Source organism: Synechococcus sp. A10-1-5-1, assembly GCF_023115425.1.
Taxonomy (GTDB): Bacteria; Cyanobacteriota; Cyanobacteriia; order PCC-6307; family Cyanobiaceae; genus Vulcanococcus.
Window position 1 is genome coordinate 2,330,246 of the sequence record NZ_CP096032.1, and the last position, 15,988, is coordinate 2,346,233.

Below are 15,988 nucleotides of genomic sequence, written 5' to 3' on the forward strand. Positions count from 1 at the left end.
ATCAATAGGCTGCACTTTCCTGTAAGCACTTTGGGATTTGGCCAGAGGGTGGCTATCTGGGTGCAGGGCTGCTCTCTGCAATGCCCTGGATGCATCAGCCGTGACACTTGGGTGCATGGCCAGGGAAATGTTGCATTCAAAGCCTTAACAAACAATCTTGAGCACTGGCTTCCGCAGTCCGACGGACTAACAGTGTCCGGTGGCGAACCTTTTGAACAGCCTATTGCCTTGGAAATACTACTGAGTTGGTGGCGCGAGCACCACAAAGGCGACATTCTCGTGTTCTCTGGATTAAGCAGAGAGCAAATCGAGATGCAGCATTCCCGAATATTGGCACTAATCGATGTTCTGATCAGCGATCCATACCAAGAAGAGGCAGAGCACACCCTGGCCTTGCGGGGCTCAGACAACCAGCGGATGCATTTGTTGACTCCGCTTGCAGCCCAGCGCTACCGCGTACTGCCCAGCGAAAGGGCCTTAGACATCTGCTGGGATGGTGACCGGGTCTGGATGGCTGGAATTCCCAACCCCGCCGATCTGAAGGAGCTGCACCGACGACTTCAGGCACAAGGGCTTTCATTCCAAAGCTCTGATCAGCCCTTCGTTGAGGTGTTGCCATGAACCACCGTCTGATCAAGCGCTGCCCAGCCTGCGGTCATGCCAACGATCCCGCCGAGATCTACTGCCAGGGGATGAAAGCGACCGGCACAAGTTGTCAATACAACCTCCTTGATGTGGATCCGACTGGGCTGGAGCCGGCACTAGTACCAGACCCTGCTCGTGCAAACGATCTGGCCCCGCAGGCATGCGATCAGGAAGAACTCCCACTTCTTAATGGAACAGATCATCGGAACTGTCTTAATGGGCACCCTCTGGCACCCACCGATTTGCTGTGCCTGTTGTGTGGTGCTGAGCCGGCTCAAGAACTTTGTTCTGAAGGACATGCAGACCCCTCACCCGCCTTTCAGCTATCAGGCACTCGCTTGAGCGATTTGTCCCCCGACGAACGTCAAAGCACAGAGCTCTTGCGTGCCGTCGTGAGCCAGGTGGATACCCTGCTTTTCAACCTGCAGCGGCAGGGACGATGCGCTCCTGATCTTTCCCCAGAACAGGTTCTGCTCGTCTCCCGTGCCCCCTTCAGGCTTTCCTTGTCGCCAGGTTCGGAGCGAGACGACTTTTCGTCGGGTGGAGATCTAAGCGCCAGCCAAAGCGGAGCAACGGGACGTCATTCCGCTCCGGAACGTCTGGTGGGCATTCAGGCGCCCAGCTCTGATTGGTGGAGCCTTGGCCTCACGATTCTGGAGCTGCTGGTTGGCCCCGCCCTCTGGCAGGACATCCACCCTCAGGCATGGCAGCTTCAGGTCATCACAAATGGGGTGACAATTCCAGAATCGATCACAGACCCTTGGCGCACGCTGTTGCGAGGGCTGCTCACGCGTGATCCCCAGAGCCGCTGGGGTCATAGCGAGATCATTCGCTGGCTCGATGGTGACTGCGACATTCCTCTGTTAGAGGACACACCGCAAGGCGAGAGCGAAGGGACGCTTATCCGGCTTGCCGGTCAGCGTCATCGCAGCCCTACCAGATATGCACTGGCAGCTGCCCAATCGGACGCGTGGGAAGAGTCCCTCGACCAATTGCAACAGGGCGAGTTGCTCACCTGGCTTGAGGAAAACAATCTGGAAAGCACCAGCCTCGCGGAGGTGCGGCGACTGGCGGCAGACGAATGCCTTGAGCCAGACGAACGTTTGATGCTCGTGTTGATCCTGCTTAATCCCAACCTGCCACTTTGTTTGCGCGGAGAACTCATCGGTAGGGGCACTCTCCCAGCTAATCCACAGCGAGCCCAGGCTTGGTTGAAGGGAGTTCTTCCAAGCCGGCTGAGGCGGATTGGGCGGCAAACCTGGCTCACAGATCTGGCCGTGCGTCGCGAGGGAGCACTGAGCCAGGCCAGGGCACTGGGGATAAACCTCGATGAACCTCGCCTTGAGGCCGCGGCTCTTGTTTCCGATCGGCGGCGTCTTGAACAGGCCTGGGGCGAGCGGCGCCAGGAGTGGCCCGCCGCGCTTCATAACGGACTCAGCAATCTCATTTCAAGGGGGCGCCACAGCGAGGAACACTTGCTTGTGCTTCTTAGTGCCCAACTAGAGCAATTCCGGTCAGCGGCCGATGTCCTGAAAGAAGCTGAGTTGCTTGCTGGTCGCGCCAAGGTCTCTGACCACTGGGACGAGGCTGCTGCGCGCCGCTGGTTATCTCACAGCCAGCGTGAGATTTTTGAAGCACTTCAGGAACACCTGGCTGATTTCGTCCGCTGCGGCCTGAAGCAACCGGATGATTGGGCGGATCAGTTCCGCAGTGATCAGCGGCTTCCTCTGGAGCAGGCACTGCTTTTGCTGTCGATACCAGCAGATATTTGGATCAAGCCAGAGGGTGGGGAGCATTGGCAGAGATTGCTGCATTTCTTTCGGCGTCGTGTCTTGTCAGGTATCCAGCGGGGGCCCTTGCTGGCGCTCTCGGTAAGGCCTGGCGGCAAGAGGGTGGATCTTGCTGAACTCAACACCGAGGCATTGCCCGCCACCACGTTGCTCAACCATTTGGTTGGTAGGCAGTCCAAGCCCCGCAGCCTTGATCCTGAATTGCTGGAGACCAATCCGGCCCTTAACCAAAGGCTGCGACGTCTACGGCAGGAGGCTGATGCATATCAACGAGAGACAGGGATCCAGGCTCTACATCTGGGATACCCTCTCTTGCTCAAAAGGGACGGCCCCACTCGGAACCGCGAGGCGCGAAAGCCAAAGCTGATTCCTTTGCTGCTGTGGCCAGTACGACTTGGTGTCACCGCTCAGGGGAACCTTCCCCAGTTGGGATACGACCGCGATCGTGGGAGTGGTGATGGTATTCAGCTCAACCCCGCCCTTGAAGGTGTCCTTTCGGTTCGCCAGTTTCGAGAGTTGAAGGAAGCACTGGAGGAGCTGCAGCAGCGCAGTGCTCTTACTGGTACTCAGGTAATAGATGCTCTTGGCACAATCTTCCCTAATGGCGAAGGGGTCCTGGAGCCCTGCCCCCCGAACCCATCGCTACCAGACGGTAGTGATGAAAGCTTGGTTCCCTCAGGTGTGCTGTTCCTATGCAGTTTTTCCGCACAAACACTTGCGCATGAATTAGCGCAGCTTGAGCAGCGGCCTTGCCTGGAGGGACCTATGGCTGCTTTGCTTCGACTTTCCAACAACGCTGACCTAACGGCAGAGCAGCACAGTTCACCACTAGAAAGTGATCGCTTCCTGGTTACTCCAGCAGATCCCTCTCAGAAGCGAGCCGTTTGGGCTTCCCGTCAACAACCTGGCGTGCTCATCCAGGGGCCACCTGGTACAGGTAAGAGTCAGACCATTGTCAACATTGTGGCTGATGCATTGGGCCGGCATGAGCGTGTGCTGGTGGTCTGTCAAAAGCAGGCAGCCCTTGAAGTTGTATGTAACCGGTTGGAGGCAGCTCAGTTGGGAGACCGCCTCTGTCTGATCACCGATCCATCACGCGACCGGAAGCCGCTGCTCAGAAAGTTGCGCCATCAATTGGATAGTTGGGACCCAACACGACGCCGCGACGAGCTGAGTCGTGAGCGCATTGCAATTGCCACAGATCTCACCCGCCTTGAAAACGAGCTTGACGGCATCTATCGGGCTATGGCTACTCCATTGCTCAGTAGCGGCCTTAATGATCAGAAAGTGATCGATTCATTGATGCAGCTGGGCAAGAACCCAAATGCGCCAGCCCTCACTGCTTTACGACCTGTTCTACACAACTGCCACGTGGAAGAGGTTCGGACCATCGCCCGTCAGTGCGCCGACATTGCAGGACTCTGGTTAAGGGCTCGTCCAGAGAACAGTCCTTTGCAGGTACTCCTTTGGTTCTCAGTTGACGAGAGCACTCTTTCGGCACTCACGCAAGCATTTCAACAGCTTCGGCAGCATGATCGGGCCCTCGCTGCAGACCTGAACGCCTTTCCCAACGCAATTGAAAGCCCTCAACCTGATGTTGTTCAGGCCTGGATCAACACCTTCAGCGCAATTCTTCAGGATGTGGACGGCAAGTTGGCAAGTCTACTCACCATTTGGTTACCACTGTTTTCAGATGACAGCGGCAATCAGGTCCGTGTTCAGTTAGACACCCTTGCCCGTGAGCGAAGGGTAGTTCAGGAACCCGGGGCTGCCCTGCGCTGGCAAAAAGTTTTGCAGCCTCTTGCTGACGCCGACCTCGAGGCTGTTGCTAAGGCTCTAGAGATCTGGTGTCGGGGGCGTAGCTCTTTCCTCAGTTTGCTCAACCCTGCCTTCCACCGCGCCAGAAGCTTGTTGCAGCAACAGGTACCCCAAGTGATGTGCGACGACTTCAATCTGAGCATCTCACTACAGAACTCGCTGGTCTATGAAATCCAACTTCGGGGTGACTGCCGTCGCTACGAGTCGCTGAGACGTGACCTTGGACTGCCTCAAAGTTCTGCAAATCTCCGTCAGCAGGAGCTTTTGACAGCAGTTGACAGGCTGTTGGATCAGTTCGATCAGGCATCTGATGTTGTTGAGGCCATGCGCAACTGCCCTCTGCGGCAGCAGGCCGATCAGGCTCTTTGCAGTGGACGGGCTGAACAAATCAGAGATTTTGTGGCCAGCCTGCAGTCTGGCGTGCGTCGACAGGTGCTTCGAGGACAATGCCGTCAATCTTTGGTTGAGCTTGCGCCCTGGACCGATCCGAAATGGCTAAAGGCTTTAGAGCAACGAATTACCAGTGGAGAGCCAATAACTGCTGAACTTGACAGCATTCACGAGAGCTGGGACTCACTGGTCGATTTCCAGCGTTACAGGAGTAGATCAGCCACCTTGAGTACCAATGAGCATGCCGTGATGGCTGTGCTTGCGGCTAAACGGAACCATTGGCTGTCTCTTAAGCCGGAACAACTGTCAGAGGCCATTCGGTTCACCATTGAGCGGGAAGCGCTGTTGGGGTGGCAGGCAGTATCGGAAGCTCAGGAGCCGGCTCTCCTTCTTACACGGCAGGACGTCGATCGTCGTACCAAGCAACTGGCAACTCAGGACGCCCGTTTGCTCGAACTTAATAAACATCTCACAGCTACTCCTGCCGCACCAGAGAGGGTGCATCTTCGGCCTCGTTGGGATGACGTTGTCATGCTCACAGGGCCACGTGCTCGCAAGCTGCGAGAGGTAGTAGAACTAGGTGAAGACCGGGGCCTTTTCGAACTCTGCCCTGTTTGGCTAGCCAATCCTGAAACGGTATCTCAGATATTTCCGTTGCGGCAGGGTCTCTTTGATCTGGTGATCTTTGATGAGGCTTCCCAGTTACCGGTTGAAAGTGCCATTCCGGCAATGTACCGTGCTAATCGCATCGTCATCAGTGGCGATGAGAAACAGCTGCCTCCGACGAGGTTCTTCAGCAGTGGCTTCATTGACGAAAGCGATGAGGAAATCATTGCTGAGGAGGAGGTAGCAGATCCCGACACGATTGCCGACAACCATATAGCTGCCGAAACACGCAGGCAGGTAAAAGACTGTAGCGACCTGCTGGAACTTGGTAGTGCGGCGGGATTGACCCATGTCTCCCTTGATATTCACTATCGCTCTCGTTTCCGGGCTCTGATCGCCCATTCCAATGCAGCCTTCTACCAAAACAAGCTGAGCATCCCTGTGCTGCACCCTGCCGATGAGATTCGTCGCACAAGACCTTTGCAGCTGGAGCTCGTCAATGGGACTTACATCAACCAGAGCAATCGTGATGAGGCAATGGCTGTGGTCGCATTCCTGGAAAACCTTTGGTGCGGCCCTAACACTGCTGATCCAAGTTGCCTGCCCACAACAGGGGTCGTCACTTTCAACAAAAACCAAGCGGATCTGATTGAAGATTTGCTTGACCGCTTTTCCCAGGAAACCCCTCTGTTTCACCAAGCCTTGGAGCGGGAGCGGCAGCGGCGATTCCACAGCGAAGACTGTGGATTCTTCGTCAAGAACCTCGAAAATGTGCAGGGTGATGAACGAGATCTGATTCTCTTCTCTACTACCTTTGGACGTGATGAATCCGAGAGATTCCTGCGTCGTTTCGGTGCTCTCGGTCAAAAGGGCGGCGAGCGGCGCCTGAATGTGGCGACATCAAGGGCACGCGACAAGGTGGTGATCTTTTCCTCAATGCCGATTGAGGAAATTAGTGACGCTCACCGACAGCGCAAGACCCCACAAAGCCCCCGCGACTTTCTTCAATCTTATCTTCTGTATGCCAAAAGCATCTCAGATGGACATCTCGATGAAGCTGAGCTTCTGCTTAATCGGCTGCACCGCAGCAGTCCCTCAAGTTCAGCCGCCCAAAGTGATCGTTCCCAGCGCTTCTTTGTCCAGTCTGTGTCTGAGTACTTGCGCAGCAAAGGGCTGACTGTGGAAGTACCTTCCGCTGTCGATGCTTTCGCTTTTGATCTTGCAATACGAAATCCCGAAACGGGGCTATTTGCCATAGGGATTGAATGCGACCCCCCGCGCCACCAGGATTTAGTGCATGCCAGGGATCGGGAAATTTGGCGACCTCGAGTGCTCCAGTCTTCGTTGCCACAAGTTCATCGTGTCTGGTCAAGGCTCTGGCTCGCTGAACCATCGAAAGAGCAAAGGCGACTGAATGAGGCGGTTCGTCGGGCTCTTCCATCCCTAGGAGCAACAGCATGAGTGGACCCAAAATCGTAGACATTCGCGTAGTTGAAGCCATTCAGGAGAGACAGCGGCGCCTGATGCGTGAACGCTTCAAACAGATGCAAAATCAGTGGCAGCAGCAGCGTCAGCGTATTGAAGCTGCCCTGGTAGAGATCCGATCGCTTAATGAGGCTGATGTAATCAGAGCCATCGAGCGGTCGATTTTCGACATGGATCGGAGCTTTGCGCAGCTCAATGGAGACCAATCTCTGCAGGAACTTGAAGCCCGTGGGGCTGCACGGTTGGCCTTCATGGAGGCACAGCTTGAGCGGATTAACCAACAGATCAAAGACTCGGTTCTCGAGGCGCGTCAGCGAGCTCGGTCTCTGCAGGCAGCTGTAAATGACCTAGCCAATCGACTCCAGGCAGCAGGTATGCAGCATGAGCGCAAGCTGCTATTGGCGGAGCGATCCGTTGGTGCCATAGAGCGTGCGGCTCAAATACTTATTTCCTACGAACAAGATCTCCAGAAGGAACAAAGCAATCAGGAGATGCATGAGGCGCTTATGGATCTGGGAATCAGCGCGATATCCCGCCACTTAAACGCCGACTTTCGCGATCCAACTCAGGAAAGAATCGAGCAGCTTCTTGTGCAACTGGAACTACTCGATACTGGTTCTGTTGCTACCAATCTGCATGCTGCTATTAACGCTTTGGATGGGGAATTAGATCCACATCAACGCCGGGTTCGTCTGGATTCACTTGCACTCCAAATATCGGAAGCACTGCAACAAGGCAAAGAAGCTGCTGAGCGTCTCGCCACCCTCAATGATCTAGAAGCCCAGTTGGGTGTATTTGACACTGTCCCTGCGAGACTGTTGGATGCCATAGCTGACCAACGCAGAAGCAAGAAAGGTGTTTCAACCCTCAAGGAGCTCCGTCAAGAAGTCGAGAGTTGGTGTGAAGAGGAGGCTCGGCGTGTTGATGGCGAGCGTATGCGCAGCGTGGTGCTCGGTTCTCTTCGGGACCTCGGCTATGAGCTCCGCGAAGGCATGGCGACTGGATGGGTAGAGGGTGACTCCATTGTCATTCAGAAAGAAGGTAATAGCGGCTACGCGGTTGAACTGCAAGATCTAAACGGGCGATTGCGTAGTCAGGTGATCCGGTATGGGGATCCCAGTCTTCCCGCAAATGATCAACAACGTCAGCGGGACACTGAAGTTGAGAAGCAATGGTGCAGTGCGCATGCTCAAACCCTGGACAATCTGCGTCAACAAGGAATAGAAGCGCAAATTATGGCTAAAAGAGAGCCCGGTGACGTCCCTCTGGTTGTGGTTCGCACAGGTGATGCTAGCCACTCGTCCCGTAGGAGTGACCTGGCTGGTAATTTAAATCAGAGTCAAAGGGGTCGACGAAAACATTAATCCAAGCCGGCAACTCTTTGCACGCTGTATGCCTCTTCTGGACGATACGACGATTCATTTCATCCATTCAATCCGATTACTAATGCCCGCATCACTGCTACTGCGGGGTTGTGCATTGTTGGCAGCGGTGCCCATGTTTTCACTTGCCTGCACGGCTGGTGCTGGTGCGGGTTCGGTAAAAGTCCTATCGATCGGTGACGGTGACACGCTTGCAGTCTCATTGAACACAAAGCGCATCACAGTCAGACTTGCTTGTATTGATGCCCCAGAAGCGGCCCAGGCCCCCTACGGGAGACAGGCGAAGAATTATCTTCAACAATTAGCACCAGTTGGTGTTGAGGTTCTACTCCCTGGGATTAAAAAGGATCGATACGGTCGTACGGTTTCAGAAATCTTTCGAGGAGATACCAACGTCAATCTTGAGCTAGTGCGTCGTGGCCAGGCATTTGTCTACCGCCAATATTTGCAAGGTTGTGATCGTGAGGCATATCTGACTGCAGAGCGCCACGCCGAAGCGTCTCGTGCCGGGGTGTGGTCTTTACCAGGTGGAGTGACGCGCCCATGGGACTGGCGCAAGGGAAGAATGTCTCGCTCTAAGGAGACTTCCAGCTTGCATCGTACTAATTCCAAGAGGTATCGATGTTCTGCCATTGGCAATTGGCACAGGGCCCAGGAACTTCTAAAGCACGGACACACCTACCTAGACCGAGATGACGACGGAGAGGCTTGCGAAAACCTCCGATAGTTGGCTGTGGTCAGCGACCTTGAAAGGTAGAGGGAGCAATGAGCTCTGGGTTCTCGCTATGAGCGCGATGTCGAGTCAGCATCTCTCCTTCAAACCAGCTGAGCGAGTTCAGCGCCTAGGCGGACAGCACCTACGGCAGCACTCAGCTGGCCGCACTTGATTGCCTTTTGCGCGACACAGTCCAGCACGGCAAGGCGACTGGCCAGGTAGTCAGCACGCTCCTGTGAGTAGTCGTCTCGAATGATTTGCCGGGCACGAGCTAGGTAGGTCTCGGCCGTTCGTTTGCTGACACCCCACTCCACCGCTGCATAGCGCAAGGCCTGGCTTGTCGTTGCAGCGTTCATCAATAGCCGAGCTAGGGCATCTACGCGGCGATCGATTTCAATTCTTGTGGAGCGAGTAGCCATGACCCAGTTTGCCGGGCTTCAGAAGGAGGTACCAGCAGTGTCATCCGCACAGTCCTCTTGCCAACCTTGCTGTTTTTGCCAACCATTTTCGCGGTCTGAAAGTTCCCCAGTATTAATTGCGATTTGGGAGGGCTCTTCTTTATTTTCTTTCTACCTTTAAAGAAAAAGGTTGGTAAGGATGGCATCAGGCTTGAGAACCCTTGCCGCCAGGGGGCTTAGGTCTTGCCAACCTTCTTGCCAACCCTGGTCAGAGGTTGGTGAATCCGTCTGAGGTTGGTTGCCAGCGTTGCCAACCCACTCGTAACCGCGTTTGAGGATCTTCGTGGTGGGATCCGTCCGTCTTCTGGGCTTCCAGGCTTTGCCGACGGCGGCCTTAATGGCGCGGGAGAGCTTCATCGTGTCGGCGCGTTCTTGGCGATCGAGGGGCACACCGATCCGCTCCAGAAGTAGATCGGAGGAGACGAATGTTTCACCAAGGCTGCGTGCTGCTTCGAGGGTGTCAGCGACCTTGACTTCCCAGGGTTCTGCGATGGTGGCGCCGAGGGCTCTGGTGCGAATGGCACCAGAGCGCGGATGTGATTCCGGGAAATAGGTGCGCATGCCATTAGCGAGCAGGGTCATGACGGTGCGCCAGATGCCGTCTCGATTGGCAGCGATCCACTGAGGCTTGGCCTCTCTCTCCACGAGGCAGACCCAGAAGCGTCGAGCTCCGGTTGGATCGGTCAGGACCTCGTCTTCGTTGGTGGTGCCGAACATGACGGACCGGCGGGGGTGACGGATGGCGACCTTCTCGTGCTTCTCGACGTATTTGTCCTCATGGAAGGTGAGCCAGGCTTTGAACTCGGAAGCGGAGCGGGAGATGGTCATCTTTTCCAGCTCGGCGATTTCGAAGAGCCAGGCGGAGTTGATGCGAGAGAGGAAGTCCTTGGCCTCAAGATCACCGACGTTGCAGGCGGCATCGACCCAGCGCCTGGTGGGCACCAAGGCCGCGATGGAGGAGGACTTGAGGAAGCCCTGCGCGCCAGAGAGCACAAGCAGGGTGTCGTGCTGAGCTCCGGGGGTGATGCCGCGATTAACGGCACCGCCGAGCTGTCGCCACATCAGCTCAATAGAGAGGTCATCGTCGCGATCGAAGCCAAAGGCATCGGCGAGCTCATCACTGGTGACCAGCTCAAGGTCAGGACGATCAACCAGTCCGAGCAGGTATTCACGGATTGGGTTGAAGGGGTTGCCGTTGGCCAGGTATTCGATGGCGCTCATGGCATCGGACCGGGTGGTCTCCATCTGATGAACGTGAGCCAGCAGCTGGTGAGCGAGGTGGGGCTTTTCGACCATGTTCCCGTCGACTTCAATGACGCGATCCAGTTCGTTGAAGCGGATCTGGTGTTTGAAGTTGAGGAACTGCTGGAGCATCAGCAGGGTCGGGGCTGATTTGTCGATTTCGGGCTCAACGACCAAGTGGCCATCGATGTCATTGCTGGTGGTGACGAGCAGATCAGCGCGGATTTGAGCTTCGACCTTTGAGAGCCGCTGCTCGATCCGAGCGTTGATTTCACGCTTGGGGACTCCCAGGCCATTGGGCTTGGCTCCAAGGACATCACGGAGAGCGCCGCGGTTGAGCTTGTTGCTTGGTGAGGCATCAGCAATGGCGGAGGCGCCGTTGTTGAGGATGACCCGATGGTCGGGCCAGGCCAGGTGGAGCTCTTGATGCCAGCGGCTGAACTCCTCCTCAAGGAACTCAACGGGATCGAGGAGGTTTTCGGAGAGGTCAGCGATGACCTTGGCCGCGGCAACGGGACCGAGGTCTGTGATGAGCTCCTCCATGCCGGCCTTGGCATCAGCGTGGAGATCGCGGTGTCTGGTGACGGCGTAGTTGTGCCCTTGGCGGAAGGGAAGGATTTGGAGCTTGAGGCCACGGCGGCGTGCCTGGCCGATCACGGTGCCGAGCAGGTTGGGGGCAATGCCGGTATCGCAATCGCCGATGTAGCCCTTGCACCAACGGGGCAGCCCTGAGCCATAGAGGTGACCGGGGGCAGTCAGTCCGATGCAGGGGATGCCAGCCAGCAGGGTGCAGGCCATGGCATCAAAGAAGCCTTCAGTAGCGATCTTGGCAAGGCCGATCGGATTGCCATCCGGGCCCTCAAGGTTGGAGGGATCAAAGGGTTGGCAGGCGCCGGTCTTGGTTGCGACTTCGGCGTCAGGGTTGAGGCGATCGCCGGTGACGGGATCTTCAGAACCCTTGGGGTAGAGGTATTTCGCATGGCGTTCCCGTTCGGCGTCCCATGGTGGGGAATCGCAGCGCAGGGAGTAGGTGGGTGCTTTGGCCTTGGGGTTGAAGCAGATGAGGATGCCGCCGGTTTCGGTTTCACGGGCCCGGCCGAAGATGTCGAGCCAATCGGCTTCGACCTCCTCCCAGGTCAGAGAACGGAGGAAGCCCTGGGCCACCATCCAGTTGATCTGCTCATCGTTGAAACCACGCTTGTGGATCTGCTGGCGGTGTTGATCAGAGAGGGTCATCAGCCCTGCACCTCCGCATCAGCGATCAGGTGAACGGCGCGTTGAGCTCGGGTGAAGGCGGTGTACCAAAGGCGGCGGCGTTCTGCTGCGCCACCGGCAGCGCGGTCCATTTCGCGGCCCTGAATGAAGACGTTGTGGAACTGGGAGCCCTGAGCCTTGTGGCAGGTCATGCACCAGTAGGGCTGGAGCTCAGCGAAGGAATCCCGGAGGTTCCAGAACTCATCCCAGGCGCCTTGGCCTTGGCCGCGGCCCATCTTTTCCTTGGCCTCTTCCCTGAGGGCTTCAATGGCGATCAGAAGGCGGCCCTGGTGACTGGGGTCAATGGTTCGTATCCAGCGCGGCGGGTCGCCGTCATCGGATTGAACGAGGAGATACCAAGAGAGGAAGGGCTTGCCGTCGCTGCAGGCGGGATGGAGGAAGTCGGCCTGCTGTGCCTGCTCAATTACGAGCTCACGACTGGAGCCATAGAGCAGTTCGCTGTGGTCATCGGGGGCTTTGACGCCGTCCTGGGTGACGACCCGTTCACCTGCCAGGAAAGGTGCAGCCTGGCGACCGTAGACATGGCGGCGGATGCCGGCATTGAGGCGAGCGACCTCTTCATTGGTGAAGGCGATCACGCGGAAGGCATCAGGGTCATCCTTCTCGTGATGCTCGGCAGCCATCTCCAGGAAGGCGTGCTGCCATTCCTTTTTGTCGGCGTAGACAAAGATCGAGGAGTCGTCGCCGATGACGGACTTGGTGAACTTGGGCCGCCAGGTGTTGCCGGTGGTCTGACGGATGGCGGTGGCGGCATCGAGCACGGCCCCGTCATGGCGCATCACCTTGGTGAGGTCGAAGCGTGGGGTGCAGCGCAGCGCCGGTGAAACCCGCCCGAACTTCACGGGGGCGAGCTGGGCCTGATCACCGATGAAGACGATCTTGGTCCAGAAGTCCGCAGCGTCCTCGATGTAACCGAGGAGCTTGGGGTGCATCATCGAGGCTTCATCTGCCAGCCAGATGTCGTTCTCATCGAGGCGGGGTTTGGAGCCGTATTGAGGGACGAAATCGACTTCGTCCTTCTTCTTCTGTTCGCGGAGTCCGAGCAGGGACGCGAAGGTGGCCGTCTCTGATTTGGCGACGCCGCAGGCCTTGGCGAGAACATCGCAGGCCTTGTGGGTTGGAGCGCAGAGCCCAACGCTGTAACCGGCAGCCATTAGGGCTTCACGGATTAAGCGAGAGGTGGTGGATTTGCCGCTTCCGGCTGGGCCGTTGAAGGAGGAAAAGGTGCCACCACCGTCCTGGCGACACCAGGCGATTAGGCCATTGATTGCAGCCTGCTGTTCTGTTGTTGCGGAGAAGGCTTGGAGCTTGTTGGCGAGAACCGCAGTAATATGGGCATTGCGCTCAGCCTGCTCTTGCTGTGCTCGCCGTGCGGAGGGGGTGATGCCAGCTGTCATGTCTCACCTCCCTGCATCGTTTCGATGACGGCAGGATCAAACCGCTTAAAGCTGCTGAAGGCTTCATCGGTCGGGGCTGGAAACCAGCGCACCGGCGCAGCGGTGCTGATGCCCTGGAAGCGGTAGTGAATGCCGAGTTGAAATGGGCTGCCGGGTTGCTTGCGCAGCCGCAGCAGTAGTTTTTGCGAGATGCCGAGCGCCTTGGCCATCGCCTCGGTGCTGAGCGTCTCGCGGACGCTAGTTTTCATTGATAGCCAGATCAGATGGTCTGGCTGCCTGTCGCTATCGCTGCGCCTGCAAGGACTTAATCCATGCGAGGTGTCGTTGCCGGTAGGCCCGCATTACCGCCTTGGGCATGGACACGATCACAAAGTTGCAACCCTCAGGGAGAGGTTGTGACTTGAAACCGTTGTCTTCCTCGTCCTGCAGGAACTGCTCCACTTCACCGGCGGAATAGCCGGCGGACTTGGGCAAGCGAACTTCAGAACGAGAACGTGAGCGGGGCAAGGCCAGCGCGAAGAAACTGCGGTAGCGGCAAACCCCGACTCGATTCCAACCCGCTGCCATGCGGATTGGCTCAGACCGCGACTGTGTAGGTCGCTGGGGCGGAGGGCTGAGGGATCAGCGGTCCGCCCATCGGTTGTCGATTTATAACAGGGTCAGCGGAGGTCCGCAAGCATCTGCACACTAATTGTGTTGTGCCGGGCGGTACGGCACCTCTACAGGTGGTGTCAGCCTGCATCCGCAAAGGCCGCTGCAAATGCCGCCGCAGTGTTCTCCTCGCTGGCCCAGCGGTAATTGCTGGAGTGAACGGCAACGCTGTGCCCCATGCTCAGCGCCACGCTGCCAACTTCAATCCCCTGCTGGTGAGCTCGCAGGCTGTAGCTGTCGCGGTAGACGTAAGGCCTCAGCCATTCGCCACGGGCGGCGCATTGCTCATCCAGAGCCTTCCATTCCGGCATCGACTCCAGGTAGCGGAGGACGGACTTCCCCTCCAGCTTGCGGAGCTCACCGTCTCGACCTTTCGGTAGATCGAGGAGGCCCGCCTGCATGGCCGCGGCCAGGTTCCAGCGAAGCGGCTCGCCAAAGCCATCACGGAGGAAGCACGGTTCAATCCAGCGCGGTGCTGTCTTCGTGGCGCCGCAGGTCTTGCGATAGCTGCACCACATCCCGAGCGAGCCGTCTTCACGTTGCTTGGGCTGCAGGTGTTGGAGCTCGATGGGGCGCAGGCCGTAGAGCGCCATCAGGCGCAGCACGTTGGCCCATTGCTGATTGCGCTGCTCCAGGCTCTCGATCATCGAGAGGATCTGGGCATCGGTGAGCGTGGCTTTGATGCGCTTGGCCGGGCGCTTTCCCTTTAGCTCCTTGACGTCGGTGCTGGTGATCTCCCAGCTTCTGGCCATGCCATGACGAGCGACGCCGTGCTTGGTCAGGGCCTTGAGAGCTCCGCAGCAGGCAATCCGTGAATCAGCCTTGCCCTCCCACTGCTTCAACGTCTCACGCAGCAGGCTGTATCCATCGGTGACCTTGCCAGCGTTCACCAGGGAAATGGCGTGGTCGATGTAGATCCCGTAGTTGTATCGCCAGGTCTTGTCGTTGATCTCGTTGCCGCCGGATTGCAGGGAATGGCGCAGGCTTTCGGTGACGGTCTCCCAATTCACCTGACGGCGCATGGTGGTGGAGCTGTCCTGGGCCGCGGCCAGTGCTCCCTTGAGGGTGGCCTGGTCACTGCTGAGGATCATCTGAGCGATGCGGTTGCTCAGCAGCAGGATCTTCTCGGTGTTGGCCTTGGCCCAGTCGAGCGGCAAGACGCAGCTGTCGGGCTTGCCCTCAGGGGGGCGGTAACGCAGCAAGGCGCGGCCACGAGTTTGGGAGACGGTGAAGCCGGGCTTATTGCGGACGGAGCTGCGGATGGCTTGTTCCCAAGGGGCGCCGGCGAGGGTGCGGGGCATTGGGAGTATTCCTTGATCTGTTGTCAACGATTGTTGTCAACAGGTGTCACCTATGTCAACAGAGGTCAGAGCAGGTCCGAGCACGTCCTTGTAGTCGCAAGGGGTTTTAGTCGTGGGCTGACTGGGAGTTTCCCAGCGAATCGAAATCCCCCAGCTGGGTCATCAGGATCACCAGCCGCTTGGAACCGGACTCCATCCCAGGGATCGAGCGGAGGGAGTCCAGGAGGACGTCGGGCGCGTGCATGGGTCGGAGGCGATCGCCTGAACGTCCCCTCAGCCTCGCTGATGGGTGGGGCGAGATGCACCTCGCCCCGGTTGAGGCGCGTCTGACGAAGAGAGCAGCCTCAATCCATTGATGCCATCAACCCTGGCGATTGACCAGGAATTTTTTTGTGCCGTGACGAACCAGGCGGAGTCATAAAAAACTCCGCTGGTCGGCTGACCGGCGGAGGTGCGTCTCTTCGTCAGAAGCGCAGTTCTTTCCTACGAACGCGACCTGCCCCAGCGCCATAGGTATTTGTTCCCGCTGCAGACTGGGTTCGGCATGGCCGCAAAGCCCCAGATGTCTCCACAACCCGAACGGGCCAAGCGTGTCTCGGTCAGTCTTCCCCCCGACTTGTATGGGCGCCTCGCGGCCTTGGCTGAGGAGGATCGTCGATCGGTTGCGAGTTGGGCGGCTGTCCAGTTGGAGTTGGCGGTGATCGAGGCCGAAGAGAAACTCCGCCAGGGACGAAAACTGAAGGATCGCCTGGAGGACGAGAGCCAGCGATTCACCGCTTGGTATCGGGATGAATCCCTCGCTGAGAAGAAGGCCGGCTGACGGATCCACCACA

At 57.6% G+C, this 15,988-nt stretch carries 12 protein-coding genes; 5 read left to right on the forward strand and 7 right to left on the reverse strand.

What is annotated here, in order from left to right; genetic code table 11:
- Positions 1-48: 48 nt before the first annotated feature.
- The 4 genes from MY494_RS12635 to MY494_RS12650 all read left to right on the forward strand — a co-directional run bounded on the left by MY494_RS12635 (position 49) and on the right by MY494_RS12650 (position 8,843).
- Complete coding sequence (locus tag MY494_RS12635) at positions 49-621, forward strand: 4Fe-4S single cluster domain-containing protein (protein WP_247910594.1); 573 nt, start codon at positions 49-51, stop codon at positions 619-621.
- Entirely contained in the window at positions 618-6,710 is a 6,093-nt protein-coding gene (locus MY494_RS12640) for an AAA domain-containing protein (RefSeq protein WP_247910595.1), read from the forward strand. The genes MY494_RS12635 and MY494_RS12640 overlap by 4 nt, the downstream gene beginning before the upstream one ends.
- 62 nt (positions 6,711-6,772) lie before the next feature.
- Positions 6,773-8,098, forward strand: a complete 1,326-nt coding sequence (locus MY494_RS12645) for a hypothetical protein (RefSeq protein ID WP_247910596.1) — start codon at positions 6,773-6,775, stop codon at positions 8,096-8,098.
- Between the two features lie 133 nt (positions 8,099-8,231).
- Complete coding sequence (locus MY494_RS12650; RefSeq protein WP_247912065.1) at positions 8,232-8,843, forward strand: thermonuclease family protein; 612 nt, start codon at positions 8,232-8,234, stop codon at positions 8,841-8,843.
- A gap of 89 nt (positions 8,844-8,932) precedes the next feature.
- Here the strand turns inward: MY494_RS12650 and MY494_RS12655 are convergent, their stop codons facing one another.
- The 7 genes from MY494_RS12655 to MY494_RS12685 form a co-directional block, all read right to left on the reverse strand.
- Positions 8,933-9,187, reverse strand: a complete 255-nt coding sequence (locus MY494_RS12655) for a hypothetical protein (RefSeq protein WP_247910597.1) — start codon at positions 9,185-9,187, stop codon at positions 8,933-8,935.
- 219 nt (positions 9,188-9,406) lie between these two features.
- On the reverse strand, positions 9,407-11,767 hold the full coding sequence (locus MY494_RS12660; protein WP_247910598.1) for a virulence-associated E family protein: 2,361 nt from the start codon (positions 11,765-11,767) through the stop codon (positions 9,407-9,409).
- A complete protein-coding gene (locus tag MY494_RS12665; protein ID WP_247910599.1) occupies positions 11,767-13,203 on the reverse strand; it encodes an ATP-dependent RecD-like DNA helicase in 1,437 nt (478 codons plus the stop codon). The genes MY494_RS12660 and MY494_RS12665 overlap by 1 nt, the downstream gene beginning before the upstream one ends.
- Positions 13,200-13,451: a hypothetical protein gene (locus tag MY494_RS12670; protein ID WP_247910600.1), complete on the reverse strand. Its 252-nt coding sequence runs from the start codon at positions 13,449-13,451 to the stop codon at positions 13,200-13,202. The genes MY494_RS12665 and MY494_RS12670 overlap by 4 nt, the downstream gene beginning before the upstream one ends.
- A 34-nt stretch (positions 13,452-13,485) precedes the next feature.
- Positions 13,486-13,770 carry a hypothetical protein gene (locus MY494_RS12675; RefSeq protein ID WP_247910601.1) on the reverse strand — a complete coding sequence of 95 codons (285 nt, stop codon included), beginning with the start codon at positions 13,768-13,770 and terminating at the stop codon, positions 13,486-13,488.
- Between the two features lie 164 nt (positions 13,771-13,934).
- Positions 13,935-15,155, reverse strand: coding sequence for a site-specific integrase (locus MY494_RS12680; protein ID WP_247910602.1), 1,221 nt, complete (start codon positions 15,153-15,155; stop codon positions 13,935-13,937).
- A 106-nt stretch (positions 15,156-15,261) separates the two neighbouring features.
- Positions 15,262-15,399, reverse strand: a complete 138-nt coding sequence (locus tag MY494_RS12685; RefSeq protein WP_247910603.1) for a hypothetical protein — start codon at positions 15,397-15,399, stop codon at positions 15,262-15,264.
- Positions 15,400-15,717: 318 nt separating this feature from the next.
- On the opposite strand from MY494_RS12685, the gene MY494_RS12690 reads away from it, so the two are divergent.
- On the forward strand, positions 15,718-15,975 hold the full coding sequence (locus MY494_RS12690) for a hypothetical protein (protein ID WP_247910604.1): 258 nt from the start codon (positions 15,718-15,720) through the stop codon (positions 15,973-15,975).
- The last annotated feature ends 13 nt before the right edge of the window (positions 15,976-15,988 follow it).